The organism is Agromyces mediolanus, assembly GCF_023715325.1.
Lineage (GTDB): Bacteria > Actinomycetota > Actinomycetes > Actinomycetales > Microbacteriaceae > Agromyces > Agromyces mediolanus_A.
Genome location: NZ_JAMBNX010000006.1, coordinates 226,076 through 250,400 on the forward strand (window position 1 = coordinate 226,076; position 24,325 = coordinate 250,400).

General features: G+C 71.7%; 22 protein-coding genes. 10 read left to right on the forward strand and 12 right to left on the reverse strand.

Translation table 11 applies throughout. From position 1 onward, the window contains the following. Nucleotides 1–96: 96 nt before the first annotated feature. Nucleotides 97–711 carry a TetR/AcrR family transcriptional regulator gene (locus tag M3147_RS12670; RefSeq protein WP_251203828.1) on the reverse strand — a complete coding sequence of 205 codons (615 nt, stop codon included), beginning with the start codon at nucleotides 709–711 and terminating at the stop codon, nucleotides 97–99. Between the two features lie 92 nt (nucleotides 712–803). Here M3147_RS12670 and M3147_RS12675 point away from each other — a divergent pair, with 92 nt between their 5' ends. The 3 genes from M3147_RS12675 to M3147_RS12685 all read left to right on the forward strand — a co-directional run bounded on the left by M3147_RS12675 (nucleotide 804) and on the right by M3147_RS12685 (nucleotide 8,392). Beyond that, a complete protein-coding gene (locus M3147_RS12675) occupies nucleotides 804–1,445 on the forward strand; it encodes a hypothetical protein (RefSeq protein ID WP_251203829.1) in 642 nt (213 codons plus the stop codon). A gap of 271 nt (nucleotides 1,446–1,716) precedes the next feature. Then, complete coding sequence (locus tag M3147_RS12680; protein WP_251203830.1) at nucleotides 1,717–7,041, forward strand: DUF11 domain-containing protein; 5,325 nt, start codon at nucleotides 1,717–1,719, stop codon at nucleotides 7,039–7,041. Between the two features lie 130 nt (nucleotides 7,042–7,171). After that, the gene (locus tag M3147_RS12685; protein WP_251203831.1) at nucleotides 7,172–8,392 is read left to right on the forward strand and encodes a Fic family protein; all 1,221 of its coding nucleotides are present in this window, start codon (nucleotides 7,172–7,174) and stop codon (nucleotides 8,390–8,392) included. 66 nt (nucleotides 8,393–8,458) lie between these two features. On the opposite strand, the gene M3147_RS12690 is transcribed toward M3147_RS12685, so the two are convergent. Continuing rightward, nucleotides 8,459–9,211 carry an acyltransferase gene (locus M3147_RS12690; protein WP_251203832.1) on the reverse strand — a complete coding sequence of 251 codons (753 nt, stop codon included), beginning with the start codon at nucleotides 9,209–9,211 and terminating at the stop codon, nucleotides 8,459–8,461. A 112-nt stretch (nucleotides 9,212–9,323) separates the two neighbouring features. Here M3147_RS12690 and M3147_RS12695 point away from each other — a divergent pair, with 112 nt between their 5' ends. After that, on the forward strand, nucleotides 9,324–10,310 hold the full coding sequence (locus M3147_RS12695; protein WP_251203833.1) for an alcohol dehydrogenase catalytic domain-containing protein: 987 nt from the start codon (nucleotides 9,324–9,326) through the stop codon (nucleotides 10,308–10,310). Here the strand turns inward: M3147_RS12695 and M3147_RS12700 are convergent. Genes M3147_RS12700 through M3147_RS12710 form a run of 3 tightly spaced genes read right to left on the reverse strand, consistent with a single transcriptional unit; the run spans nucleotide 10,285 to nucleotide 13,293 of the window. Next, the gene (locus M3147_RS12700) at nucleotides 10,285–11,787 is read right to left on the reverse strand and encodes a hypothetical protein (protein WP_251203834.1); all 1,503 of its coding nucleotides are present in this window, start codon (nucleotides 11,785–11,787) and stop codon (nucleotides 10,285–10,287) included. The two genes, M3147_RS12695 and M3147_RS12700, sit on opposite strands and share 26 nt — an antisense overlap. After that, on the reverse strand, nucleotides 11,784–12,413 hold the full coding sequence (locus M3147_RS12705; protein WP_251203835.1) for an ABC transporter ATP-binding protein: 630 nt from the start codon (nucleotides 12,411–12,413) through the stop codon (nucleotides 11,784–11,786). Before M3147_RS12705 ends, M3147_RS12700 begins: the two co-directional genes overlap by 4 nt. 13 nt (nucleotides 12,414–12,426) lie before the next feature. After that, a complete protein-coding gene (locus tag M3147_RS12710; protein WP_251203836.1) occupies nucleotides 12,427–13,293 on the reverse strand; it encodes an SDR family oxidoreductase in 867 nt (288 codons plus the stop codon). A gap of 66 nt (nucleotides 13,294–13,359) precedes the next feature. Between M3147_RS12710 and M3147_RS12715 the strand changes: the two genes are divergently transcribed. Beyond that, nucleotides 13,360–13,959, forward strand: a complete 600-nt coding sequence (locus M3147_RS12715; RefSeq protein WP_251203837.1) for a TetR/AcrR family transcriptional regulator — start codon at nucleotides 13,360–13,362, stop codon at nucleotides 13,957–13,959. A 3-nt stretch (nucleotides 13,960–13,962) separates the two neighbouring features. Here the strand turns inward: M3147_RS12715 and M3147_RS12720 are convergent, their stop codons facing one another. After that, a complete protein-coding gene (locus M3147_RS12720; RefSeq protein ID WP_251203838.1) occupies nucleotides 13,963–14,382 on the reverse strand; it encodes a MarR family winged helix-turn-helix transcriptional regulator in 420 nt (139 codons plus the stop codon). A 94-nt stretch (nucleotides 14,383–14,476) separates the two neighbouring features. Here M3147_RS12720 and M3147_RS12725 point away from each other — a divergent pair, with 94 nt between their 5' ends. Next, complete coding sequence (locus M3147_RS12725; protein WP_251203839.1) at nucleotides 14,477–15,919, forward strand: MFS transporter; 1,443 nt, start codon at nucleotides 14,477–14,479, stop codon at nucleotides 15,917–15,919. Nucleotides 15,920–15,925: 6 nt separating this feature from the next. Here M3147_RS12725 and M3147_RS12730 read toward each other — a convergent pair whose 3' ends face one another. Then, on the reverse strand, nucleotides 15,926–16,306 hold the full coding sequence (locus tag M3147_RS12730; protein WP_251203840.1) for a DUF7882 family protein: 381 nt from the start codon (nucleotides 16,304–16,306) through the stop codon (nucleotides 15,926–15,928). Between the two features lie 633 nt (nucleotides 16,307–16,939). On the opposite strand from M3147_RS12730, the gene M3147_RS12735 reads away from it, so the two are divergent. The 3 genes from M3147_RS12735 to M3147_RS12745 all read left to right on the forward strand — a co-directional run bounded on the left by M3147_RS12735 (nucleotide 16,940) and on the right by M3147_RS12745 (nucleotide 18,701). After that, a complete protein-coding gene (locus M3147_RS12735; RefSeq protein WP_251203872.1) occupies nucleotides 16,940–17,143 on the forward strand; it encodes a cold-shock protein in 204 nt (67 codons plus the stop codon). 170 nt (nucleotides 17,144–17,313) lie between these two features. Beyond that, nucleotides 17,314–18,417 (forward strand): fatty acid desaturase family protein, encoded by a 1,104-nt coding sequence (locus M3147_RS12740; protein ID WP_251203841.1) that lies wholly within the window; start codon nucleotides 17,314–17,316, stop codon nucleotides 18,415–18,417. Nucleotides 18,418–18,509: 92 nt separating this feature from the next. Further along, nucleotides 18,510–18,701 carry a hypothetical protein gene (locus tag M3147_RS12745; protein ID WP_251203842.1) on the forward strand — a complete coding sequence of 64 codons (192 nt, stop codon included), beginning with the start codon at nucleotides 18,510–18,512 and terminating at the stop codon, nucleotides 18,699–18,701. Between the two features lie 43 nt (nucleotides 18,702–18,744). On the opposite strand, the gene M3147_RS12750 is transcribed toward M3147_RS12745, so the two are convergent. Beyond that, nucleotides 18,745–19,200 carry a VOC family protein gene (locus M3147_RS12750; protein WP_251203843.1) on the reverse strand — a complete coding sequence of 152 codons (456 nt, stop codon included), beginning with the start codon at nucleotides 19,198–19,200 and terminating at the stop codon, nucleotides 18,745–18,747. A 102-nt stretch (nucleotides 19,201–19,302) separates the two neighbouring features. On the opposite strand from M3147_RS12750, the gene M3147_RS12755 reads away from it, so the two are divergent. Further along, a complete protein-coding gene (locus tag M3147_RS12755; RefSeq protein ID WP_251203844.1) occupies nucleotides 19,303–20,325 on the forward strand; it encodes a helix-turn-helix transcriptional regulator in 1,023 nt (340 codons plus the stop codon). On the opposite strand, the gene M3147_RS12760 is transcribed toward M3147_RS12755, so the two are convergent. From M3147_RS12760 to M3147_RS12775, 4 genes are all read right to left on the reverse strand, one after another. Then, nucleotides 20,270–21,019, reverse strand: coding sequence for a GntR family transcriptional regulator (locus tag M3147_RS12760; protein WP_251203845.1), 750 nt, complete (start codon nucleotides 21,017–21,019; stop codon nucleotides 20,270–20,272). The genes M3147_RS12755 and M3147_RS12760 overlap by 56 nt on opposite strands. Nucleotides 21,020–21,101: 82 nt before the next feature. After that, a complete protein-coding gene (locus M3147_RS12765; RefSeq protein WP_251203846.1) occupies nucleotides 21,102–21,932 on the reverse strand; it encodes a carbohydrate ABC transporter permease in 831 nt (276 codons plus the stop codon). Continuing rightward, nucleotides 21,929–22,897, reverse strand: coding sequence for a carbohydrate ABC transporter permease (locus M3147_RS12770; RefSeq protein ID WP_251203847.1), 969 nt, complete (start codon nucleotides 22,895–22,897; stop codon nucleotides 21,929–21,931). The genes M3147_RS12765 and M3147_RS12770 overlap by 4 nt, the downstream gene beginning before the upstream one ends. Nucleotides 22,898–22,956: 59 nt before the next feature. Next, nucleotides 22,957–24,303, reverse strand: a complete 1,347-nt coding sequence (locus M3147_RS12775) for an ABC transporter substrate-binding protein (protein ID WP_251203848.1) — start codon at nucleotides 24,301–24,303, stop codon at nucleotides 22,957–22,959. Nucleotides 24,304–24,325 lie beyond the last annotated feature (22 nt).

Below are 24,325 nucleotides of genomic sequence, written 5' to 3' on the forward strand. Positions count from 1 at the left end.
CCTCACGCGCCTCCGAACGCCCCGGTGGGCGCGAAGACGAGGTCGGCGAAGCGTGTGCCGACGAGCGTGAGGTGGTCGAGGGAGTGCGGGCGACGATCATCCTGCGACGGGCCACTCGCTCATGACCGCGTGGACGGCGAGCCGCAGACTCGCCATCTCGGCGTCGACGCCCACCGCGTCGGAGGGCAGCGCACGTTCGGTCATGAGCCCCGCCAGCATGGTCGCGAGGAACCGCGCTCGCTCCTCGACCCGACCGCCGGGGATCGCTCCCTCGTCGATCAAGGTGGTCAGCCACTGCGAGATCCGATGTCGCCCCATGCGGTCCAGGGCGAGGTACGTGGCTGTTTCGTCTTCCGACGGAGCCGTGGCCACATACGCCTCGTAGAGCGCCCCCCACTGCTTCCGGGCCCTCTCGCCCACGCCGACTTCACGGAGGATCAGTTGCAAGCATCCGATGAGTCGTTCCTCCGCCGTCAAGGAATGATCATTGATCGGATCATCGGGGATCTCCAGGTCGTACATCGCGGCCACCACCGTCTCGATGAGTTCCCGCTGTGTCGGGAAGAAGTGGCGGAGCGATCCCGTGCTCACCTGAGCGCGGGCTGCCACTGCTCTCACGCTCAAACGTGCTGTGGGGTTCTCGCCCAGCATGGTTGCCGCGGCGATGAGGATCTTCGCCCGCGTTCCCGGTTCCTTCGATGCTTCGTCCACTTTTTCCCTCACGAGCCATCCGTCTATAACAGTGTGCTAGTTTAGCCCGTCGAAAGCTATCACACTGTATTAGATTTCTGGAGGTCGGGATGATGGCGGGAAAGAACTGGCGCAACCGTCGAGTCCGTGTCGGCTCCGGAGAACCGCTGCGCCGCTATCGCTGGTGGCAGATGTTCGGCAGGTCTCTCCGATCCATCACGCTGCGCTCAGCCGACGGCACGACATCGACGTACACGGTCGACGTCCGTCACGCCGGGGATATGACCGACGGCGAGATCCGCGCCCGTCTCTACGTCGACGGAGCCTTGCGGTCCTACGCGAAGATGCCCACGCGCTTCGCGGTGCCAGGCGGACACATCGAGGTGGCGATCACCGGGTTCGGGCTCAAACGGTGCCACTATGTGCGGGCAGACGGTGTGGAGCAGCAGCTGTCGCCCGATCCTCGATCCACCGAAGGGCGTCGCGCCCGCTTGCACGAGCGGCACCCCGGAGTGAGCCGCGTGATCGGCATCGTCTCCGTCGTGTTCGTCGTGGGCGGCCTCACCGTCGAGGTCCCTCAGATCATCGAGGCGCTCTCGAAGATCCCTCTGATCGCCGACTCGATCGGCACCTTCACCTCTCCCATCCGACTCCCGCTCCAGCTCAATCTGCTCGTCGGTCTCGCCGCTGCCCTCGGCAGCGCGGAGCGAGCCCTGCGGATGCGTTCGAGCTGGATCGACGAGCTCGCCAGCTGACCCCTCCGAAAGGAGCCACCATGCACCAGAGTGACCCTGCCGCCACACCCGAACTGCACGCGCAGCAGCGGGAGCGGATTGCGTGCGCCCATGCGCGACCCCCAATCGGGGGGTTCGCCGATGTCGAACTCGATGGTGCGGCGACGTCGGTGTCTGTGGTATTCAGATGGCAGATCGTCTGTGCACGAGGCCGGGGGGCACGATGCGCGAGTGGCTCAAGAGGACCGTCGGAATTGTCGCGACCGCGCTGGTCGCGCTCACACTGGTGCTGGTGCCGCAGGCCCCACCGGCCCAGGCGACCACGATCACCTCACCCGGGCCGCTGTCGAGCATCGTGGTCGGGCCCGACCTCAACTGCGCCGTGAACCACGTGCTCGACTCGTCGCCCGAGTGGTATGGCGGCACCGCGTGCGGCACGTTCGCCTCGCTGAACGGCACGCTCTTCGGCCCCCAGGACGTGCCGGCGGGCGGCGGCGCGTCCCCCCGCACCCGATGGCTGATGGTGAGCCAGACGGCGACGACCGGTAGCGGCACCGTGGGCGACCCGTACACCGTCGTCACGGTCGTGCGCAGCACCACCGGGGTCGAGCTCACCCAGACCGACCGGTACGTCGTCGGCAACGAGTTCTACGACACCTCGCTCTCGATCGCGAACCCCACGGCCGTGCAGCAGCTCGGCACGATCTACACCGCAGGCGACTGCTACCTGCAGAACTCCGACCTCGGCTACGGCAAGATCTTCGGCACGTCGCCGGCGTGCGCGACCTCCACCCTGCCCGGCAGCCGCCTCGAACAGCTCATCCCTCGCACGGGCGGCAACAACTTCTATCAGGCCGGCTACTCCTCGGTGTGGTCGCGCATCGGCGCGCAGCAGCCGTTCCCGGACACGTGCGCCTGCAACAGCTACATCGACAACGGCATCGGCATCTCATGGCCGCTGAACATCGCGCCGGGCGGCACGAGCGTCTTCGAGTGGACCACCGCCTTCTCGCCGGCGGGCGTCGTGCCGATGACGATCACCGCGACGGCCGACGTCGCGTCGGTGCTCCCTGGCGCCGCCGACGGCTACACCCTGCGGGTGAGCAATCCCAATGCGACGAGCGGCGTGCTCGACGAGCTGACGGTGACGCTGCCCGACGGATTCGCCTATACGCCGGGCTCCACGACGGGGTTCACGACGTCCGATCCGGTCGTGTCGGGCAACACGCTCACCTTCAGCGGACCGTTCACCGTGCCGCCGAACGGCTTGATCTCGGTGCATTTCGGCGTCGCCGCCGGCACCATACCCGGGACCTACACGATCGATGCAAGCGGAACGTCGCCCGACTTCGACGTGTCGGGCACCACGAATGCCGCGCCGATCACGGTGCTCGCCGTCTCCGACCTCAGCGTGGCCAAGACGACCGCGACGCCGACCGTGGTGGCCGGGGGCGCGCCCATCGTGTTCGACGTGGTCGCGACGAACGCGGGCCCCGGCACCGCCCCGAACGTCCAGGTCACCGACACGGTCCCGCCGGGGATGACGTTCTCAGCGTCCGCGAGTTCGCCGACCTGCTTCGTGCTCTCGGGCCAGGTGCGCTGCAGCGTCGCGTCCCTCGCACCGGGGGCGAGCGCGTCCTTCCAGATCGCGTTCACCGCGGCCGGCACGACAAGCGGCACGTTCAGCAACACCGCGGTCGTCTCGGGCGACGTGCAGGACGGCAACCTGTCGAACAACTCGTCGACCGCGAACTTCACCGTCGAACGACGGGTGGACGTGTCGGTCACGAAGTCGGCAAGTCCCACGACCGTCGCCGCCGGCGCCGTCACGACGTACACGATGACCGTGCACAACGCCGGCCCGTCGTCGGCGAATTACACGCTCGTCGACTCGCTGCCCGTCGGCGTGACCGCGACCTCGATCACGGGATCGGGCTGCACGATCACGCCTTCGCCGCGTTGCAGCGGGGTGCTCGCAGCCGGAGCATCCACCGTGGTCACCCTGCAGGCGACGGTCGCCCCTGGCGCGGCGGCGGGCACGGTGCTCGTGAACTCGGCAGCGGTGACGACGCCGCAGATCGAGACGGTGACGGACAACAACATCGCGACGGCGTCCAACACCGTGAGCCGCTCCGCGAACCTCGCGATCCTCAAGGCTCTCTCGAGCGGGCTGGTGGCGGGGTATCCCGCCGTGTACACCCTCGATGTGACGAACGCCGGGCCGTCGTCGGCGACGAACGTCGTGGTCACCGACCCCGTGCCGGCCGGGCTCACGTTCGACCCGCTCGTCTCCTCGCCCGCCTGCTCGCTCGTCGGCGCCGACGTCATGTGCACCTCGGCCACCCTCGCCCCGACCTCGACGCTCCGCTTCGTGATCGGCTTCACCCTTCCGGCCGACACGCCCGCCGGCATGTCGATCGCGAATACGGCCACCGTCGCCTCGGACGAGCCCGACCCGGCGCCCGCCGACAACACGTCGACCTCGACGGCCGACGTCTCGCGACTCGTCGACCTCGTGGCGTCGAAGACCACCGTCGGCGGGGTGGTCGTCGCCGGAGGTGCCATCGATTACGACGTCACGGTGACCAACCGGGGTCCCTCGCTCGCGACCGAGGTGAAGCTGACCGACCCGGCCCCCGCCGGAGTCACCTGGACGGCGGCGGCCTCGACCGCGGGCCCCACCGCCGATTGCACGGTGGATGCCGCTTCGGTGGCCTGCACGATCACCGAGTTGCAGCCCGGGGAGACGGCGGCCGTGCGGCTGACGGGCACGCTCGCGTCCTCGCTGCCTGCGGGCCCGGTCTCCAACACGGTCACCGCGACCTCGGCAGAGCCCGAGGCGACGCCCGACGACAACACCGCCGACGACTCCGTGAACGTCGCGGTCGAGTCGGGCCTCGAGTTGCACAAGGAGGACTCTGCACCGACCGGTGTCGCCGGCGCAGGCTTCGGCTACACGTTCACCCTCATCAACCGCGGTCCCTCCGACGCCGTCGACGCGACGCTCACCGACACGCTGCCGACCGAACTGCGCGATCCGGTCATCGTCTCCCAGCCCGCCGGCGATCCCTGCTCGATCACCGACGGCGAACTGGACTGCTCCTTCGGCACCGTCCCAGCCGACCCCGACGGCACGAGCCCGCTCGTCGTAACCGTCTCCGGTACGCTCGACCCGGCTCTCGCCACCGGCACGACGCTGCAGAACACGGCGAGCGCGACCGATGCCACCGGCGCAACGGTGACTGCCGATGAGACCACGCAGGTCATCCGCGAGTCGACCTTCACCGTCGTGAAGACCCCGATGACCGATCCCGTCGTCGCGGGCGCCCCGCTCGACTGGACCGTCGTCGTGGCGAACGAGGGACCGTCGGTCTCGGACGGCCCGGTCATGATCGAGACGCCCGACGCCGGGTACACGATCACCGCGATGTCCGGAGACGGGGCGACGTGCGAGGTCGCGACCCTCACGTGCGACCTCGGCACGCTGCCTCCCGACGGCACCGTCACGATCACCGTGAGCGGCACGGTCAGCGCCGACCGCCCGGCCGGCCCGCTCGTCAACCGCGCGACGGTGCTGAACCCGCAGGGCGAGGACCCGAGTGATGAGGCGCAGGTCGACGTGAGCCGGGTCGCCGACCTGACGCTGATGAAGACGGCCGCACCCGAGCCGGTTCGCGCGGGCGACGTCGTGCTGTACACCCTCGTCGTCGGCAACACCGGCCCGTCGACCGCGAACGACGTCGTGGTGGCTGACACGCTGCCGTCGGGCCTCACCTTCTTCGCCGGCCCCAGCACGGCGGGGTGCTCCGTCGCCGGTCAGGTCGTCTCCTGCCCGGTGGGCGCGCTCGCCGTCGGCGAGAGCCGGGTCATCGGCATCGCGGCATCCACCGACCCGACGTTCGACGGCGTCGTCACCAACACCGCGACCGCCGTCGGCACCGAGGACGACCCCGACGGCGCGACCGCGACGACCGACAGCACGGTGGTGCCCGAGGCGGCGGTCTCGCTCGAGAAGACCGGCGGCCCGGCGATCGCCGGGCAGAACCTCACGTGGACGCTGACCGTCTCGAACGCCGGTCCGTCGGCGGCCGCCGACCTCGTGCTCACCGACACGCTCGCCCCCTCGCTCGGCTTCGTGAGCGGCGTCGCCGACGACGGCACGGTCTGCTCCGCAGACGCACTCGTGGTGACCTGCGAGCTCGCCGATCTGGCGCCCAACGGGCAGACGATCGTCACGATCGTCACCTCGACCTCGCCGAGCGCGGTGCCCCACGGCCAGGCATCGGTGACGGTCGGCAACACCGCGAGGGTGACCTCGTCGACGCCCGACGACGATCCCGACGACAACACGGCGAACGCGCTCGCGGTCATCGCCGCCCTCGTGCACCTCACACCGTCGAAGTCGGGGCCCGCCGAGGTCATCGCGGGCACCGACGGCAGCTACGTCCTCGGGGTCGCGAACTCGGGCCCCTCGACCGCGACGAACGTCGAGGTCGTCGACCGTCTCGACCCGTCGCTCACGTTCGACGCCGACGCATCCGACCCGGCCTGCACGCTCTCAGATCCCGGTCAGAACGAGGTGCGCTGCCGCGTCGACGAGCTCGGGGTCGGCGACTCCGCGACGTTCACCGTCGTGGTGCGCTTCGACCCGAGCATCGCGCCGGGCTCGCTCATCGTGAACGCGGCGGCGGGCGTCGCGGACCAGACGGACATCGGCTTCGAGCCGCCCGCCTCCGTCACCACGCTCGTGCAGTCGCAGGCTGACGTGTCGATCGAGAAGCGAGTGACGTCACCGATCGCCGCGGGCGAGGAGGCGGTCTACACCATCGTCGTCTCGAACACGGGCCCGTCATCGGCGCTCGGCGTTCGGTTCTCCGACGTGGGGCCTGCCGACGGCCTCCTGGGCGGCGGCCTCCAGCGCGGCCTCAAGGGTGCACCTGACTGCCCCGTCGAGGGCATCAGGTTCGAGTGCACCATCCCACAGCTCCTGCCGGGCGAGTCCATCACGATCACCATGTCGACCGGTACCGATCCGGCGCTGCCCGACGGAACGGAGATCACGAACGTCGCGACCGTCGAGTCGGACACCCCCGACATGGTCACCGAGAACAACGCCGACGAGTCGACGCTCGTGATCGTGCGGCAGTCGACGCTCTCGCTCACCAAGGTCGCGTCGGTCGACGCCGCGCGCCCCGGCGCGTCCGTCGACTGGACCCTCGTCGTCGGCAACGGGGGCCCGTCGGTCGCCGACGAGACCGTGGTCACCGACACGCTGCCCGACGGCCTCGTGCTCACCGCGGCCCCGTCCGGCTGCACCGTTTCGACCGCGACGGTGACCTGCGAGGTCGGCGCTCTCGCTCCCGGGGAGACGTCGACGATCGTGCTGGGCACCCGAGTCGCCGATGGCGCAGACGGGCCCGTGACGAACTCGGCGTCGGCATCGGCGACCGGTGCCGAGGGCGTGACGGCGACGGCGACGCTCCTCGTCGATGCCGACGCGCAGCCGCCGATCGCTTCCACCGGATGGGCGAACGGCTGGCTCGCCGTCGTTGCGATGCTGCTCATCGGAGCGGGCGGGCTTGGCGTGACGCTGGTGCGCCGCCGACCGCCTGCGTGAGCGATGCGCGCGTTCAGGTCGGGAGGTACTCAATTCCAGCGCGATCGGGGTCTCGTAGAGGCCTGGCCCGCCTATAGCGCAGCAGCGCCATACCGAAGGATAGTCACCTAACCTTTGGTATAATCGAACCATGCCTGCAGATCCCGCCCGTCCGGCCGAGCCGCCCGGCTCGGCCACCTGGCCGCCGCTCGGGTACGAAGCCCGCCCCTGGGTGCGCAGCGGCGACGAGCTCGGATCGAGGCGTGCGCTGCGTGCAGCTCGAGGTGACTACCTTGCGGCCGTCCCGCCGTTCATCGCGGATGCCCGGGTCGCGCTCGAGCCAGACACGCTCGCGCTGGCCGACGATGCGAGCCAGGAGCTGGCGCGCTTCGATGCCGAGGCTGGGATGATCGCGGCGCCCTTCGCGTCGATCCTCCTGCGCACGGAGTCCGCCTCGAGCTCCGAGGTCGAGAACCTGACCTCGAGCGCGAAGCAGGTCGCCCTCGCGGAGATCGGTCAAGCGAGGTCCGAGAACGCGCGCCTCGTCGTCGCGAACGTGCGCGCCATGCGCGCAGCGATCAGCATGGCCGATCGCCTGGACGAGGCATCGATCCTCGCGATGCACGACGCGCTGCTGCGCGAGAGCGCACCCGAGTACGTGGGGCACTGGCGCGGCGAGCAGGTCTGGATCGGCGGCGGCAGCATCTCGCCGCACGCGGCGACGTTCGTGCCGCCTCATCACGTCCGGGTGCCGGCGCTCATGGGAGACCTCGTGTCGTTCGCCGCGCGCGCGGACGTACCGGTGCTCGTGCAGGCTGCGATCGCGCATGCGCAGTTCGAGACCATCCACCCGTTCCCCGACGGCAACGGCCGCACCGGGCGAGCGCTGCTGCAGGGCATGCTGCGCCACGGTGGGCTCACGCGGAACGTCGCCGTGCCCGTGTCAGCGGGCCTCCTGCGAGACACCGATGGCTACTTCGCTGCGCTCACTGCGTTCCGAGCGGGAGATCCCGACGCGATCGTCGCCTCGGTCGCCAACGCCGTGTTCAGCGCCGTGCAGAACGGCCGCCGGCTCGTTGACGACATCGAGGCTGCCATGGCGGGCTGGGCCGAGCGGGTGACCGCCCGCAGCGACTCCGCGGTGCACCGTGTGAAGCAGTACCTGCCGATGCAGCCGGTCGTGAACGCGAAGACGGTCGCCCAGGAGCTCGGCATCAGCGACGTCGCGGCGCAGAACGCCATCGACCGGCTGGTCGACGCCGGCGTGCTCACGAAGATCAGCGAGGGCCGTCGCAACCGGCTCTGGCAAGCCGGCGAGATCCTCGCTGCACTCGACGCCTTCGGTGAACGAGCACGACGCCGGCGCGGCTAGAACTCGACCCACCTCGTGACCCCTGCAACCCAAGGTGAGAGGGGGCGTTCTCGTAGCGCCAGACTGCTACCCGGCGATGAGCGCCCGCTTGACGCGGCCGGCGAATCGGCGCGCCTGCTGGAGGAGCGACGGTGGGGCGATGATCTCGACGACCGGCTCCGGCATCGGCTCCGGGGTGATGCTCTCGGGCACGTCGGTGTTCTGCTGGACGTGCTTGTACAGCCACCGGACGTTGCGGCGGACGACGCGGGCCGGGTTGCCGACGGCGACGACGTTCGCAGGGATGGGGCGTCCAGCGGTGACGACCGTCTGGGCGCCGAGAATCGAACCTGACTCGATGTGTGAGCCGGGAAGGATCGTGGCGCCTCGGCCGGTCCATACTCCGTCGGCCACCGTCGTGCTCTGAGCGCGGTTCAGGCGGGCGCCGGTGGCGAGATCGTAGAACGGGTGCGCGTCGTCGGAGCGGACGATGTTGTATGCGCCGATGAGGCACCGGGTTCCGATCGAGAGTGTCGCGCCTTCGGCGGTGGACAGCTCGGTCTGCGGACCGACGAAGGTGCCGTCGCCGATGCGGATGGTCGCATTGTCGCCGAGGAGGATGTGGACGCCGGCGAGGTTCGCGTTCGCGCCGATCGTGACGTCGCCGTTCACGCGGCGGAACTCGAGGTTGCCGCGGAGCTTCGCGGACTTCCCGACGCGGAGGGTGCAGTCCTGCGCGTTCGCGGTGAAGCGGACGTTGAAGCTGTCGGGGATCGGGTCGTGGCCGAGGATGCGGTTGCCGCGGTCGTCGCTGTAGAGCACGGTCTCGGCTTCACCCATGGGCGCATCCTATCTCTCGGCCGGTTCGGTGGGAGGCCGCACGGTGCGCGCGTATTTCGAACGGTTGCCTCGGGCGGCGGCGCGCGCGGCCGGAACCTGTCATCCTCGTTCCATGCCGAGTCTTCGATCGCCGCGTGACGTGCATGGGGAGGTCGCGGTGCGGTTCGACCGCTTCGGGTCCGTGGACCAGCTGGCGCTGCGCCCCGTCGCGGCGGTCGTGCTCGCGCCGGATCAGGTGCGGATCCGGGTGACCGTCGCCGGGCTGAATCCGGTGGACTGGCAGATCGTCGAGTCCCCGTCGCTCGCCGCCGCGTTCGGGATCGCCGTTCCCGCCGGATACGGGAACGACTTCGCCGGCGTCGTCGTCGAGACCGGCGAAGCGGTGACGAGGTGGCGGGTCGGCGATCGGGTGTTCGGTGGAGCGCGGGGACGCGCCGTCGCGTCGTCCGTCGTGCTCGAGGAACGGCATCCGAGCCTGCACCGCACGCCGGACGGCGTGGACGACCTGACCGCGGGCGTCCTGGACATCGCCGGACGGACCGCGTCCGCCGTGGCGAGGGCCCTGGCGGTCGCACCCGGCGAGACGGTCCTGGTCGGTGGCGCGGGCGGCGGGGTCGGCTCGATCCTGACGCAGCTGCTCGTGCACGCCGGCGCGCAGGTGGTCGGCACGGGCTCGGCGTCGTCGGCTCCGTTCCTCCGATCCATCGGCGCGGAACCGCTCACCTACGGCGAGGGGCTCGCCGGCGCCCTGCGGGCCTCCGGAGCTCGCATCGCCGCTGCGGCCGATCTGCACGGCGTGGCCACCGCGCTCGCCGCCCGCGAGCTCGGCGTCCCCGCCCGTCGTATCGTCACGATCGAGTCCGAGGACCCGCCCGCGGGCGTCGTCTCCGTCAACGGGTCCGATGCCCACCCCGGCGACCTTCAGCGGATCCTCGCCCTCGTCGTCGAGGGGCGCCTCACCGTCCCCATCGCCGGGGTGTACCCGGTCGAGCGGTTCTCGGACGCCATCGCGCAGCAGCGGAGCCGCCATGCGCGGGGCAAGATCGCCATCGTGCTCCCGGCGGACCCGCCGGCTAGCGTCGCTGACGCCAGCGGCTGACCCCGACGACGAGGAGCACGGCCGCCGCTCCGGCGGCCGGGAGGGGGCTGACGAGGACGAGGGCGGCTGCGGCGCCCGAGAGGGCGACGAGCAGCAGGGCGTCGAGTGCCCACGCCATCCGCACGGCCGCGGCGAGGTCGCCCACCGGGGTCGGGACCGGTGCGAGCAGTGCGGGCGGCATCGGCCCCTTGAGCGCGGCGTCGACACGTGCGAGCAGGGCGAGCGGGCCGAGCACGAGCGCGCCGGCGAGCGGCCCGAGGGGTGGGATGCCCGTCACGAGCGAGGTCGCGACGGCGGCGGTGAGGAGCACCACGAGCGTCAGGATCGTCGGGAAGAGGAGGTGCCTGGCGAGGAGTTGCTCGTCCCCGATCCCGTAGAGCGGGAGCCCGGCGGAGATGCTCGCCGCGTGCCGGAGGCCGTCGGTGAGCGGGCCGAGGCCGGCGAACAGGACCGTTCCGGCGGCGGCCCCGAGCGCCCATCCCGCTGCCGCCGGGGCGAAGGCGAGGGCGAGCAGCGTGCCGGCCGCGGCGACGACGAGGACGCCGATGGCGAGGCGGCCGGGTGTCCGGACCGCGCCGATCGCGTCGCGCACGAGGAAGACCACGGCCGGGTGCCCGGGCGCTCGGACGGCTCGGAGCCGCCGGCCGCGGCGCGGCCATCGCTGATAGACCGACACGGCGGCGCTGAAGTCCATGCCGCCAGCGTGCGTGGTCGCCGAGTCCCAGCGCACCGACTGGGCCAGCAACTCCCGGAGGCGGAGCCGGTTCAGCAGCGGCGGGATGGCGCAGACGAGTGCCGCGCTGAGCGCCCCCAGGGCCGTCAGCGCGGCGACCGCGGATGACCCGCCGGCGAGGGGGTACGCGAGGCCGACCCATCCCCACGGCGTGAACGGCTGCAGGGCCGGGGCGGCCGCGGTGGCCGCTCCGAGCGCGCACACGACGACGGCCGCCGGCACCGCCGTGCGCGGGAGGGCCTGCCCGGCGAGCCAGGCGACCGTGGCGATCACGCCGACGAGGGCGCCGACCACGAGGAACAGCCCCGCGTCGAGCGGGTCCGCCAGTCGGGCGCTGACGAGGGCGGCGCCGAGCAGCCCGGCGGCCGCGGTGGTCAGCGCCGTGACGAGCGCGCCGGCGCGCAGCACCGGCCCGCGGAACGCCTCGGCGGCGGGGAGGCCGCTCGTGGCGAGCGCGTGCGTGAGGAACGGCGGCCGCACGGCCGGGCCGCGGTCGCGACCGAGGAGCAGTGCGCCCGCCCAGAGCGCCGCCACCACGAGGATCGCCGTCTCCGGCGCGGTGCCTGCGGAGATCGCGGCGATCCCCTCCGGGCTCGTCACGCCGAGCCAGGCGGCCCGGACGACCGGGATCACCGTCACCAGCGCGACCATCAGTGCGAGGTAGACCGCGTACGCCCCATCCCGCCCCGTGCGGACGTTGCGGGCGCGCCAGATCCCGATCGCTGCTCGGACGCGGCCGGTCACGCTGCGGCATCCAGCCAGAGCGTGCGATCGGCGAGTCCGTCCGCGAGTGCCGGACTGTGGGTGGCGACGACGATCGTCGCCCCGTCGTCGCGCCGGGCGCGCAGCACCCGGATCACGGACTCGACGTGCTCCGGGTCCAGCCGCTGTTCGGGCTCGTCGAGGATCAGCACCTCGAACGGCCTGGCGAGGACCAGGGCGAGACCGAACAACTGGGTCTGCCCCGACGAGAGTTCGTGCGGGAACCGCCGCCCCAGGGCGGTCAGCGCCAGCTCCGCGATCACCCGATCCGCGAGCGCCGCGGCATCGCGGGGGTCGTCCAGCCAGGTCGTGGCGACCAGGAGCACATGGTCGGAGACGGTGAGATCGGGCGCCATCGGCGGCAGGCCGATCATCGCGGCGACCCGACGGCGGAAGTCGCGGTCGCGCGGGGCGACGGCTGCGCCGCCGATCCGCACGGTGCCCTGGGAGGGGTTCCTGGCGCCGGCCAGCACGCCGAGCAGCGTCGACTTGCCGCTGCCGTTCCTGCCTCGGATCGCCAGGACGGCACCGCGCGGGGCGGTCATCGTCACGGCCGGCAGGAGCGTCACTTCGCCCGCGGTCACGACGACGTCATCCACCTCGATCATGGGAGCCATCCTCTCAAACGGGCGCGGCGTCCTCTCGGGCGATCCGGCGTGACTCGCGCAGGAGCGCCAGGATCTCGCGCGGGCGATAGCGCAGGAACAGGCGCTGCGGCCGCGTGCCGCGGACCAGGGCGTCCGTCCCGCCGTCGCAGTAGATGAGCTGGCCGGTCATGAAGCGGTTCTCGGGCGACACGGCGTGAGCGAGCAGCGCGGCGACGGGCGCGACGGGTCCCGGCGCGCCCATCGGCTGCGGCAGCGCCGTCTCCAGGAGCTGCCGCTCGCGGTCCCACGTCCGCAGCACGAGTTCGGTGCCGATGATCCCGGGGGCCACGGCGTTCAGGACGATGCCCGAACCGGCCCATTCGGCCTGTACCGAAGCGGTCCGCACCCAGTGGTTGAGCGCGATCTTGCTGGAGCGGTAGAGCTGGCTGCCCCGCCTGGTGCGGATCAGCCGGTTCGCGACGGCGAGCGCCTTCGCCTCGTCCCCGCTGAGGCAGGCGCGCACCAGTGGCCCACTGCCGCGGTTCAGGGTGGAGGACGACGAGACGACCACCGCGGCCGGCGCAGGCGATTGGGCGAGCAGCGGGCGGAGCCCGTCGAGGACGGCGACGGTGCCGAAGTGATTCAGCGCGACCGTCTCCGCCCGCGGGGCACCGAGCCCGGCTGCGGCGACGATGCCGTCCACCCGGCCCCCGCTCAGCGAGCCGACCTCGTCGACGAGGCGCGCGCGGCCGTCGGCGCTCGCCAGGTCCGCGCGGACTTCGACGCCCGTGCCGAGACCGCAGCGGATCACCCGCCCCCGCGCGGCGAGGAGTTCGGCCACCGCGCTGCCGAGGCCCGAGTCCGCTCCCGTCACGACGTATGTCCGCGTGTCCGATTCCATAGCGACAGCATGGTGCAAAGATTGCAGATCTGCAATTTGTGGGCGGATCGCGGCTAGACTCGACCCATGCCGCAGGCGCAGGGGAACGGACACGACGCTCGGCGTCGGCGCACGCATCAGGCGCTGCGCGACAGCGCGTCGCAGCTGTTCGAGGCGAACGGGTACGAGGCCACGACCGTGGCGGAGATCGCCCGCCGCGCCCAGGTGTCCGAGCGCACCTTCTACGTGCACTTCCCGTCCAAGGAGGACCTGCTCTTCGCGCACGTCGAGGACTTCGCCGCGCTCGCCCGGCGGGTCGCCGGCGAGGCGGACTCCCCGCATCCCGCGGACCGCGTCCGCGCTGCCGTGCTCGCGTTGATCGAGGCTGCCACGACCGAGGAGGCGGTCGCCCGGCAGGCGGTGATCCGGGGCGCGCTCGGGTCGCGCGGCGAGATCCCGCGTTCCCTCGCGGCGCAGCTGATGGACCTCGCGCGAGGGCTCGCGCTCCGCATCGCGGCGGACACGGGCGCGCCGGTCGCGAGCGTCGCGCCGATGGTGGGGGCCGCGTTCGGCGCCGTCGAGGGCGCCGGCCTCGACGGCGCGCTCCGTGCGGAATCCGGAGGGACGCGACGCGAGGCGATGGTCCGGGCGCTGGATGCCGCGCTCCGCGGCTTTCGCGAGGGCTGAGGCCTAGTCGGTCTGCGTGAGTCTCGCGAGGGAGCGCAGGAACGGTTCGCGGTCCTCCTCCGGCAGTCGACCGAGCACGGAGTCGTAGAGGCCGTCGAGGATGCCGGCGGTGGACGCGACGACTCGTCGACCTTCGTCGGTGACGGCCACGACCCGCGCCCGGCGGTCCTCCGCCGGGACCTTCCGCTCGGCGAGCCCGGAGCGCTCGAGCGCGTCGAGCGTGTTCACCATCGTGGACTTGTCGAGGCGGGCGAGCTCGGACAGCTCCTTCTGCGTTTTCTCGCCGGATGCCGCGCAGAGGAGCACGCTCACGGTTCGCAGCGTGGTGTCGAGCTCGCCGAGTTCGTCGGCGGCCCGGTGCTCGATCGACCGGGTCAGCAGCTGAAGTTGGACGACGAGGTCGCTCACCGTGCGTGCGATCATGAGGCAAGCATAGCAGTGCATGAATAGATCGTCTAAGAATAGATTATCTGTTACGGTCGTGCAGTCCCCTGGCACCGACCGAAGGAGCACCGCCATGAAGGCCTCCCGTGCGCGCTGGATCGCGCTCGTCGTCCTCTGCATCGGCACGCTGATGACGATCCTCGACGAGACGATCGTCAACGTCGCGCTGCCGGTCATGCAGAAGGAGCTCGGCTTCTCGCAGGCCGGAGTGTCCTGGGTGATCAACGCGTACCTCATCGCCTACGGCGGGCTGCTGGTCTTCGCCGGGCGCCTCGGAGACCTGCTCGGCCACCGCCGGGTCCTCCTCATCGGCGTGTCCGTCTTCACGGTCGCCTCGGTCGCGGCCGGCCTCTCGCCGAGTGCGATCATCCTGGTCGCCTCACGCTTCGGCCAGGGCGTCGGCGCGGCGCTGATCACCGCGGTCACCCTGGCGCTGATCGTGACCATGTTCACCGAGCCGAGGGAGCAGGCGAGGGCCATCGGCTTCTACAGCTTCACCTTCGCCGGCGGGGGCGCGCTCGGGCTGCTGCTCGGCGGCGTGCTGATGCAGCTGGCGAGCTGGCAATGGCTGTTCTTCATCAATCTGCCGATCGGTCTCGTCAGCCTCGTCGTCGGCTGGCGGCTGCTCCCGCGCGGGCGCGCACTCGGACTCGGTCGGGGGCTCGACGTCGTCGGGGCGGGACTGCTCGTGGCGGCGGTGTCGCTGCTCGTCTACGGCGTCATCACGGCCGAGCATCTCGGTTGGGGCGGGACCACCATCTTCTCCCTCGGCGGCGCTGTGATCCTGCTGTTCGGCTTCGTGCTCCGGCAGCGGCGGGCGAAGGTGCCGCTGCTGCACCTCGGCGTGCTGCGTGATCGCGACGTCGCGGGAGCCAATGTCATCCAGTTCCTCGTCACCGGCGGTCTCTACGGCTCGTTCTTCATCGCGACGCTGCTCCTGCAGCAGGTGCTCGGCTACACCCCGATGCAGATGGCGCTGTCGTTCGTGCCGCTGACGATCGTCACGGCGCTCGCGTCCATCGTCGTCGCGCCGTTCCTGACCGCGCGCTTCCGGGAGCGGATCACCCTCGTCGTCGGCCTGCTCGCGTTCCTCGCGGGTGCACTGCTCCTCGCGCGCGTGCCCCTCGGTGGCGGCTACCTCGCCGACGTGCTCGCGCCCCTGCTGCTGCTCGGCCTCGGCATCGGGATCGTGCTCCCGCCGATCATGAGCCTCGCGATGTCGAAGGCGGGCGAGGACGAGGTCGGCGCGGTCTCCGGGCTTGCCAATTCGACCGGCATGATCGGCGGGGCGTTCTGGACGGCCGTGGTCGCCTCGGTGATCGGCGCCGTCGCCGGCGCTCGCGGCGACGCCGGTGCCGAGGGGCGGGCGGCGCTCGCCCAAGGGCTCGCCGCCGGGTCGCTGGCGATCGCGGCGGTCCTCGTCGTGGCGCTCGTCGTCGCCCTCGCGGTGCTGCGCCGGCGGCGTGATCCGGAGGCCGGGAGGGCGTTGACCGCGAACATGCAGGCCGAACGCTAGTCGTGGTCAGCCCTGCGCCGGCTCCACGTCCTGCACGTCCGCTCCGACGCTGACCGGCTGGCCGGGGACGGCCGGGATCGGCTCGGGGTCGAGGTGCTCCGGCACGAGCTCGATGCCGCCCGTGCTGTTGGCCGACCGCATGAGGTCCTCCAGCCACTGGGCGTTCAGGTCGGGGCGCTCGGGCTCGGTGAAGACGAAGCGGATCGGGATGGCCGGGTGCAGCCAGAGCGTCTCCCGCCCTCGTGGCTCGTCGTCGGGGTGCCGCCACGAGAGGGTGAAGCTCTCGTTGCGGCGCAGCTTGGTGGTCAGGACGATCTTCAGATGCGCGAGCGCGCGGTCCTCGATCCCGATGGGGGTCTGCGAGTCCCCGTAGTACAGCGTTCCCATATTGCTGACCGTAGCCGTTTTTCTCCGACTGGATCGGCGACTCCGGGGTCGTGTTCGCGTTCCGTCAGGCTCGGTGCGCATCTCGGCCACCAGACGGGGCGCTGGACCTCCCAGCCGCATCGCGTACACTAGTGGGCAGTGATACACCGTGCAGCCCACCGGTCGTCACGACCGAGTGCCCGTCATCTTCGAGCACCGTCGCGTTCTACGCGTCCCGAATCCGCTTCCGCGCTTGGAGCGCATCCTCAGCTTCCCGCAGCCGCTGACGTCGTCGTCAGAAACGGCAGCCGTACCGAAACGATCATCCTCATCGCTCTTCTCTTCACCAGTTCGTCCCCTCGCCTGTCGTGGCGGCAAGCCGACCACGACGTGCACAGCGCCACGCGCGACGGCGAGTACGCCGGGCACGTCGTGGCCGACGGCGACGGCTACCGCGCCTACGACGCGACCGGACGGGCGATCGCCCGCGCCGAGACGCTCCACGAGGCGTGCACCGCCCTCGAATCGACAGCGCCGTCCGCTCTCGCTCCCGCCGCCGAGCACCTCGTGCGGCGCACCAAAGCCCCGCGGCGGCGCCGTCGCCGCGGATTCACGGATCACACCCGTGGTCCCAGACAACGAAGGAATGACGTCATGGCCACCGGCATCGTCAAATGGTTCAACACTGAAAAGGGCTTCGGCTTCATCGCTCCCGACGACGGCTCCGCCGACGTGTTCGCGCACTTCAGCGCGATCACCGGCAACGGCTACCGCGAGCTCGCCGAGAACCAGCGCGTCGAGTTCGACGTGGAGCAGGGTCAGAAGGGCCTCCAGGCCACCAACATCCGCGGCCTGTGAGCTCCCCGGCCGGCCCCGCCCGAGGCGGGGCCGGCCGTGCGCTCACAGCAGGATCACGGGAGGTATGCAGGCAGCGGCATGGTTCACCGCCTAACGTGGGAATAGCGATGGGCACCCGCCTTTGGCTTCACGGCCGAAGACTCCCGGCCCAGCACAGACAGGCAGCCCCCATGCCGACCGTACCCATCGCCCAGGAGGCCGTGCTCGGCCCCGTCCGACAGACCTACGCCAGGGCCGGCGACTTCCCGCCGATCACCCGGGCCTACAGCCAGCTCTCCCAGATCGTCCGCGAGACCGGGCTCCTCCGCCGGACCCCGTGGTTCTACGCCCTCGTCGGCGCCGGCATCGTGCTCGCCTTCGGCGGGGCGGTCGCCGGATTCATCCTCCTCGGCGACAGCTGGTACCAGCTCCTGATCGCCGGGGCGCTCGGGCTGCTGTTCACCCAGGTCGCCTTCCTCGCCCATGAGGCCGCGCACCGTCAGATCCTCGCCTCGGGGCCGGCGAACGACCGGCTCGCGAGAGTGCTCGCCGGCCTCGTCGGCATGAGCTACGGCTGGTGGGACAGCAAGCACAGCCGTCACCACGCCAACCCGAACCGCGTCGGGAAAGATCCCGACATCGAGGTCGACACGATCTCCTTCCTCGACGAGGATGCCGCGAACGCCCGCGGCCTGCGTCGGCTCCTCACCCGCAAGCAGGGCTGGTGGTTCTTCCCGCTGCTGACGCTCGAGGGGCTGAACCTCCACTTCCAGAGCCTCCGGTATCTCTTCGCCCGCGGCCCGGTCCCCGGCCGCTGGACCGAGCTCGGCATCATCGCGGCGCGCTTCGCCGTGCTCTTCGTGCCCGTGTTCCTCGTGCTCCCGCTGGGGATGGCGTTCGCCTTCGTCGGCGTGCAGCTCGCCGTCTTCGGCGTGTACATGGGGGCGTCGTTCGCGCCGAACCACAAGGGCATGCCGGTGATCGCGCCCGACGCCAAGCTCGACTTCTTCCAGAAGCAGGTGCGCACCTCGCGCAACATCAGCGGCGGCTGGTGGGCGACCTGGCTCTTCGGCGGCCTCAACTACCAGGTCGAGCACCACCTGTTCCCGAGCATGTCCCGCCTGCACCTCGCCCGCACCCGCGAGATCGTGCGCGAGTACTGCCAGACGCACGACGTGCCCTACACCGAGACCTCGCTCTGGCGCTCCTACGCGATCGTGATCGCGTACCTGAACCGCGTCGGGCTCGCCGCCCGCGATCCCTTCGACTGCCCGGTGGCCGCCCGGTACCGCTGACCGGTGCCGCGCGTCCTCGTCTCTGGGGGAGTTCCCGGCTGGATGGCCGACACTGGTACGGCAGGTGATCGGGCCGACGGGGGGAGGCGACGATGGGCATCCGACGGCGGCGGGCCGCTGCACCCCCGACGAACCCCGAGGACGACCCGTATCTCGCCTACCTGATCTGGAAGGGCGAGCAGCCCGCGGCCGAGTCGGAGCCCGAGACGCCGCCCAAGCGCGGCTGGTGGCAGCGCATGCTCGGGCGGCGCGATGCCGACGGCGGGTCTCGGCACGAGTCGTGAGGTGCCGTCCGCCGCGGCTCAGTGCGTGGTCGTCTCTTCGCGCTCAGCCCGCGACGTCGATCACCCAGGTGACGCCGAAGCGATCGGCGAGCATGCCGAAGCCGGGCGACCATGCCGAAGCGGCGAGCGGCTCGACGACCGTCGCCCCCTCGGCGAGCCCGTCCCAGGCGTGCTGCGCCTCGGCGAGCGAGTCGGCGCGGAGCGACAGGAAGAAGGGCCGGTCGGTGACGGTCGCACCGTGTTCGCGCCGGGTGGCGGTGGGCGAGGCATCCGCCGGTCCGGCATCGCCCGGCACGTCGTAGGCCATCACGCGGAAGCCGTCGGGGCTCGTCACGTTGCCGAAGACGATCCGCTCGGCGTCCGGGCTGCCTGCGGGCATGCCGAGCTCGCCGTAGCTCGTGAGCGCGAGCTCGCCGCCGAAGACGCGCTGGTAGTGCTCGAGGGCCGCGCGGGCGCGCCCGTCGCGGAAGTTCAGGTGGGTGGTGGTGTGCAGGCTCATCGCCGTTCCTCTCGATCGCGGGCGGCTCGGTTCGACCGCCTGCGGCCAGCGTTCCAGCAGTCGAGGACACCGAATGTCCGCGACCTGGCCCAGACTGAAGGCATGACGGATGGCTCGGCACGCATGCTCTCGTTGCTCTCCCTGTTGCAGGCGAGACGTGAGTGGCCGGCCGCCGAGCTCGCCGGCCGGCTCGACGTCAGCACGCGCACGATCCGCCGGGACGTCGAGCGACTGCGGGAGCTCGGGTACCGGGTGTCGGCGACGATGGGCCCCGACGGCGGCTACCGGCTCGCCGCGGGGGAGGAGCTGCCGCCGCTCCGCTTCGACGACGAGCAGGCGGTCGCCCTCGCGATCGCGCTGAGCTCCGTGACGGGCGGCGGTGCGGCCATCGAGGAGGCGGCCGAGCGGGCGCTCGGCACGGTGCGGCAGGTGCTGCCCTCGCGGCTCCGGCACCGCGTCGACGGGCTCCGCTTCGCGCACGAGCCGAGCGCGGTGCGCACCGACCCCGAGGTGATCCTGGCGGTCAGCGAGGCGGTGCGCGAGCGTCGGGTGCTGCGCTTCGGGTACCGGCGCGGCGACGGTGCCGAGGCCGACGGCGACCCACGCCGCGTCGAGGCGCACGAGCTCGTCGCCCGCGACGGGCGGTGGTACCTCGTCGCCTTCGACCTGGAGCGCGAGGACTGGCGGCTGTTCCGGCTCGATCGGATGGCGCCGCGCGCGCCGCACGGGGCGCGGTTCGCGCCACGCCGGATCCCGCACGGCGACGCCCTGGCGTTCCTGACGGCGCGCTTCCGCGGGGCGGTGGAGCAGGGCGACGTGGGCGCAGGCAGCGCGGCCGGTCCCGCCTGGCCCTGCGTCGGCGAGGCGGTGGTCCGCGCCGAGGCATCCGAGCTCGCGCCATGGCTGGAACCCGGCGAACTGATCGAGGCAGCCGACGGCCGCTGCCGCGTGGCGCTCGGCTCGTGGTCGTGGGCGGGCGTCGTGGCGCGACTGCTGCAGTTCGAGCGGCCGTTCGAGCTGCTCGGGCCGCCCGAGCTCGTGACCGCGGCCGAGGCCGCCGCCGCGCAGCTCAGTTCGGCCGGTAGAGCGTCGCCTGGAACTCGTATGCGTCGTGCCGGTACGTGACCCGGCCGAGCAGCACCGGCGTGCCGGAGAGCTCCGAGGCCGTCTCCTCGCCGACGAGCACGGGGGCGCCCGCGGCGATGCCGAGCGCGGCGGCGATCGCCTCGTCGGCGGCCTCGGCGCGCACCGTGTAGTCGCTGCGCACCACGCGGAGGCCGCACACGGACTCGAGCGTCCCGTAGAGCGAGGCGTCCTCGAGCATCTCGGGCTCCAGCCCGACCGCCCGCTGCGCCGGGATGATCGACACGTCGTAGCAGATCGGCACGTCGTCGAGCGTGCGCACCCGGTGCACCTCGAGCACGGGGGAGGCGGGGGCGAGCGCGAGGCTGCCCGCTTCGCCGAGGCTCGCCGGGCGCACCTCGCTGCGGTGCACCCGGGCGCCCGGCCGCAGCCCGCGGGCGAGCGCCATCTCGGTGAACGACTGCAGGGCGACCCGCTCCGCCATGTGCGGGGCGGTGACGAACCATCCGCGCCACGGCGAGCTCTCCAGCAGGCCGTCGCGCTCGAGCGAGGCGAGGGCCTCGCGCAGCACGACCCGGCTGACCGAGACCCGATCAGCGAGCTCGCGCTCGCCGGGCAGCTTCTGCCCGGGCTCGAAGACGCCGGCCTCGATGAGCTCGCGGATCGCGTCTCGCGCGCGGGCGGCGGTGCGCCCGAGCTGCCGCGGCGCCGCGGTCGCGGTCGCGTGTTCGGTCATCGTGGCCGCCTCTCCGCCCCGATTCTCCTGAGCGGGCGGCCGCCGGTCAAGCCGGGCCGCGGCCCGCCGCCGAGCGCCCGGTTCACTCCTTCACCGCCCCGGCGACGACGCCGGTGATGAAGCGGCGCTGGAAGATCGCGTAGACGACGAGGATCGGCAGGGCGACGATGACCGCGGCGGCCGCCGTCACCGAGGGGTCGAAGTTGCGCGTGCTGCCCGCGAAGAACGAGAGCGCGAGCGGAGCGGTCTGCACGTCGGGGTTCTGCGGCACGAGGACGAGCGCCATCAGGAACTCGTTCCACGTGTAGAGGAAGAGGAGCGTGCCGAGCGTCGCGATCGCGGGCGCCGACACGGGTACGTAGATGCGCCAGAGCGTCGCCCACCGGCCGGCGCCGTCGATCGAGGCCGCCTCGCCGAGCGAGCGCGGCACGTTCGCGTAGGCGGTGCGCATCCACAGCACGCCGAGCGAGACCGAGGTCGCGATCTGCGGCAGGATGAGCGCCCAGTACGTGTTCAGCAGGCCCATGCCCTCGAGCAGGTAGTAGAGCGGCACGATGATGCCCTCGTAGGGCATCACGAGGCCGACGAGCAGGATGCCGAGCAGCACGAAGCGCCCCGGGAACCGCATCGTCGAGAAGGCGTAGCCGGCGAGCACCGAGACGAGGCTCGCGCCGAGCACGACCGCCACGGCGACGATGAGCGACGACCAGAGCGCCTGGCCGAAGCCGCCGCGGGTCCACGCGGTGGCGAAGTTCTCCAGGGTGAGGCTGGACGGCAGGCCGCCGCCGCCCGTGCGCTCGCCGGGAGGCGTGAGCGCGAGCAGGACGATCGACAGGAACGGAAGGAGCGCGAGCAGCGCTCCGACGACGAGCAGCAGATGCCCCAGGAGCTGTTCGGAGCGGCGGGTCCTCATCGGTTCCCTCCTCGGGGTGCAGCGGCGTCGCGGTCGCGGGTGAGCCACATCACCGCACCGACGATCGCGAAGATCAGCAGGGTCAGCACCACGGCGATCGCGGAGGCGCGGCCGACCTGGTGGGTCACGAACGCCTCGCGGTAGATGAAGTACGAGGGCACGGTGGTGGAGGTGCCCGGGCCGCCGGAGGTGGTGTTCCAGACGATGTCGAAGTTCCGAAGCGCGGCGGTGATCATCAGCACGAGCGCGACCTGGATCTCCCCTCGGAGCGAGGGAAGGGTGACCGCGAAGAACTCGCGCACGGGCCCGGCGCCGTCGAGGCGGGCCGCCTCGAACTGCTCGGCGGGGATGTTCTGCAGGCCGCTCACGAACAGCACGAAGGCGAGGCCGAACATCACCCAGGTGCCGATGATGCCGACCGACGGCAGCGCGGTCGTGAAGTCGCCGAGCCAGGCGCGGGTGAGCCCGTCGAGCCCGATGGCCCGCAGCGCGGTGTTGAGCGGCCCGGACTCGGCGAAGATCCAGCGCCAGGAGATCGCGACGACGACGGTGGAGAGGATGTACGGCACGAACAGCAGCGCACGGAACGCGGCCAGTCCGCGCACCCGGATGCGGGCGATCGCCCCCACGAAGACGAGCGCGAGGGCCGTCGGCAGGAGCGCGTAGAAGACCACGAAGACGAGCGAGTGCAGCGTCGCCTGCCAGATCTGGGGGTCGGCGAGCACGCCGGCGAAGTTGTCGAAGCCGACCCATTCGCTGGCGGTGATGCCGTCCCAGTCGAACAGCGCGATCCAGATGGACTCGACGACCGGGCGCACGAGGAAGACGAGGTAGAAGGCGAACGCGGGGACGAGATAGAGGTACGCGTCCCAGTCGTAGCGGCGGAGGAAGGGGCGGCGCCGCGGGGCGCGGTCGGTGGGCCGGGCGGGGTCCGGGCCTGGGCGCGGGGGCGAGAGGGTCGTCATCGAGGAGTCTCCGGGTGGATGCCGGGGGCGGGCCGGGCTCGGCCCACCCCCGGTCGCGGTCAGTCGGTGTGGAAGTCGACCCAGTCGGACTGCACGCGGTCGAGCAGCGCGTCGGCGCTCTCGCGTCCGGCGAGCACCTCCTGCAGGCCGCCCGTGAAGGTGTCGAACATCGTGTCGGTGGCCCAGTCGTACCAGTAGAGCGGACCGGCGCCCTCGAGCTGGGTGGCGGAGGCGTCGAGCAGCGCGGCGAACATCGCATCGTCGCCCGCGGCCTCGACCGGCTGGATCGGCACCCGGTGCGTCGCGGCGAGGAGCTCGGCGGACTCGGGGGAGTTCACCATGCCGACGAAGGCGATCGCCGCGAGGGAGGCGTCGGACTTCGAGCTCACGTGCCACGGCATGCCGAACGAGCCGCTCGTGGCGTGGTCGCCGTCGGCGAGGCCGGGCGTGAAGTCGAAGGCCGCGCCGTCGGAGATGGCGCCGGCGTACCAGTTGCCGCCGATGAAGAACACGCCGTCGCCGGAGGCGAACGCCGCGGCCGCGTCGTCGGGGCTCGTGCCGTCGTACCCGGGGGAGACGTAGCCCTTCGCGACCCACTCCGCGAAGCGGTCGAGCGCCTCGCGGTTCGAGTCGACCGCGAAGTCGGCGCCCGTCGCGCCGGTGATCCACTCGCGGGTGTCGGCGGCCGGGGTGAGGGCGCCCTGCAGGATCGAGAAGGTCTGCATGGCGGAGGCCTTGTCGGCGTTGCCGAGCACGAGCGGGGTCTGCCCGGCGGCCTTGGCGGCGGCGAACGCCGCTTCGAGCTCGTCGAGCGTGGTCGGCGTGCCGAGGCCGAGCTCGGCGAGCTTGGCGCGGTTCGAGAACAGGCCGACCATCTGGTTGTCGGGCGACATGCCGTAGACCGACCCCTCGCCGAAGCTGGCGCCGTCGTCGGACCACTGCAGCTGCGTGATGGCGTCGCCGGCGGCGGCGCGGTAGTCGTAGGCGTCGGCGACGTCGTCGAGGGGGCGGATGAGCCCGGCCTTCACGAGCGCGCCGTCGGTGGCCCAGCCCTGGTTGCCCTGTGCGACATCGGGCGCGTCGGCGGAGTTCATCGCGTTGAGCACCGTCGCGGTGAGGTCGTTGAAGCTCTTGAACTGGATGTCGACGGTGACGTTCGGGAACTCGGCCTCGTAGGCGGGCACGAGCTGGTCCATGAAGTCCTGTTCGCCCTGGTCGGCCCAGACGCTGAGGGTGACGTCGCCGAGCTCGGCGACCTGCTCGGGGGTGACGGGGGCCGTGATCTCCTCCACGGGGGCGGAGGGGGCGGTGCGCGCGCCGCCGGGGGCACTGCACGCGGCGAGCCCCAGGGCGAGCGCGGTGACCGCGGCGGCGGCACCGGTGAGACGCATTCGACGGGTGGGCATGAGTGGTCCTTTCCGGAGCGGC

Coding starts and splice junctions, on each gene's coding strand:
- M3147_RS12715 (WP_251203837.1), top strand. CDS start 13,360: ATGCCGCAGGCGCAGGGGAACGGACACGACGCTCGGCGTCGGCGCACG.
- M3147_RS12685 (WP_251203831.1), top strand. CDS start 7,172: ATGCCTGCAGATCCCGCCCGTCCGGCCGAGCCGCCCGGCTCGGCCACC.
- M3147_RS12775 (WP_251203848.1), bottom strand. CDS start 24,303: ATGCCCACCCGTCGAATGCGTCTCACCGGTGCCGCCGCCGCGGTCACC.
- M3147_RS12755 (WP_251203844.1), top strand. CDS start 19,303: ATGACGGATGGCTCGGCACGCATGCTCTCGTTGCTCTCCCTGTTGCAG.
- M3147_RS12740 (WP_251203841.1), top strand. CDS start 17,314: ATGCCGACCGTACCCATCGCCCAGGAGGCCGTGCTCGGCCCCGTCCGA.
- M3147_RS12675 (WP_251203829.1), top strand. CDS start 804: ATGGCGGGAAAGAACTGGCGCAACCGTCGAGTCCGTGTCGGCTCCGGA.
- M3147_RS12725 (WP_251203839.1), top strand. CDS start 14,477: ATGAAGGCCTCCCGTGCGCGCTGGATCGCGCTCGTCGTCCTCTGCATC.
- M3147_RS12760 (WP_251203845.1), bottom strand. CDS start 21,019: ATGACCGAACACGCGACCGCGACCGCGGCGCCGCGGCAGCTCGGGCGC.
- M3147_RS12705 (WP_251203835.1), bottom strand. CDS start 12,413: ATGATCGAGGTGGATGACGTCGTCGTGACCGCGGGCGAAGTGACGCTC.
- M3147_RS12750 (WP_251203843.1), bottom strand. CDS start 19,200: ATGAGCCTGCACACCACCACCCACCTGAACTTCCGCGACGGGCGCGCC.
- M3147_RS12765 (WP_251203846.1), bottom strand. CDS start 21,932: ATGAGGACCCGCCGCTCCGAACAGCTCCTGGGGCATCTGCTGCTCGTC.
- M3147_RS12770 (WP_251203847.1), bottom strand. CDS start 22,897: ATGACGACCCTCTCGCCCCCGCGCCCAGGCCCGGACCCCGCCCGGCCC.
- M3147_RS12745 (WP_251203842.1), top strand. CDS start 18,510: ATGGGCATCCGACGGCGGCGGGCCGCTGCACCCCCGACGAACCCCGAG.
- M3147_RS12690 (WP_251203832.1), bottom strand. CDS start 9,211: ATGGGTGAAGCCGAGACCGTGCTCTACAGCGACGACCGCGGCAACCGC.
- M3147_RS12730 (WP_251203840.1), bottom strand. CDS start 16,306: ATGGGAACGCTGTACTACGGGGACTCGCAGACCCCCATCGGGATCGAG.
- M3147_RS12735 (WP_251203872.1), top strand. CDS start 16,940: ATGGCCACCGGCATCGTCAAATGGTTCAACACTGAAAAGGGCTTCGGC.
- M3147_RS12720 (WP_251203838.1), bottom strand. CDS start 14,382: ATGATCGCACGCACGGTGAGCGACCTCGTCGTCCAACTTCAGCTGCTG.
- M3147_RS12695 (WP_251203833.1), top strand. CDS start 9,324: ATGCCGAGTCTTCGATCGCCGCGTGACGTGCATGGGGAGGTCGCGGTG.
- M3147_RS12710 (WP_251203836.1), bottom strand. CDS start 13,293: ATGGAATCGGACACGCGGACATACGTCGTGACGGGAGCGGACTCGGGC.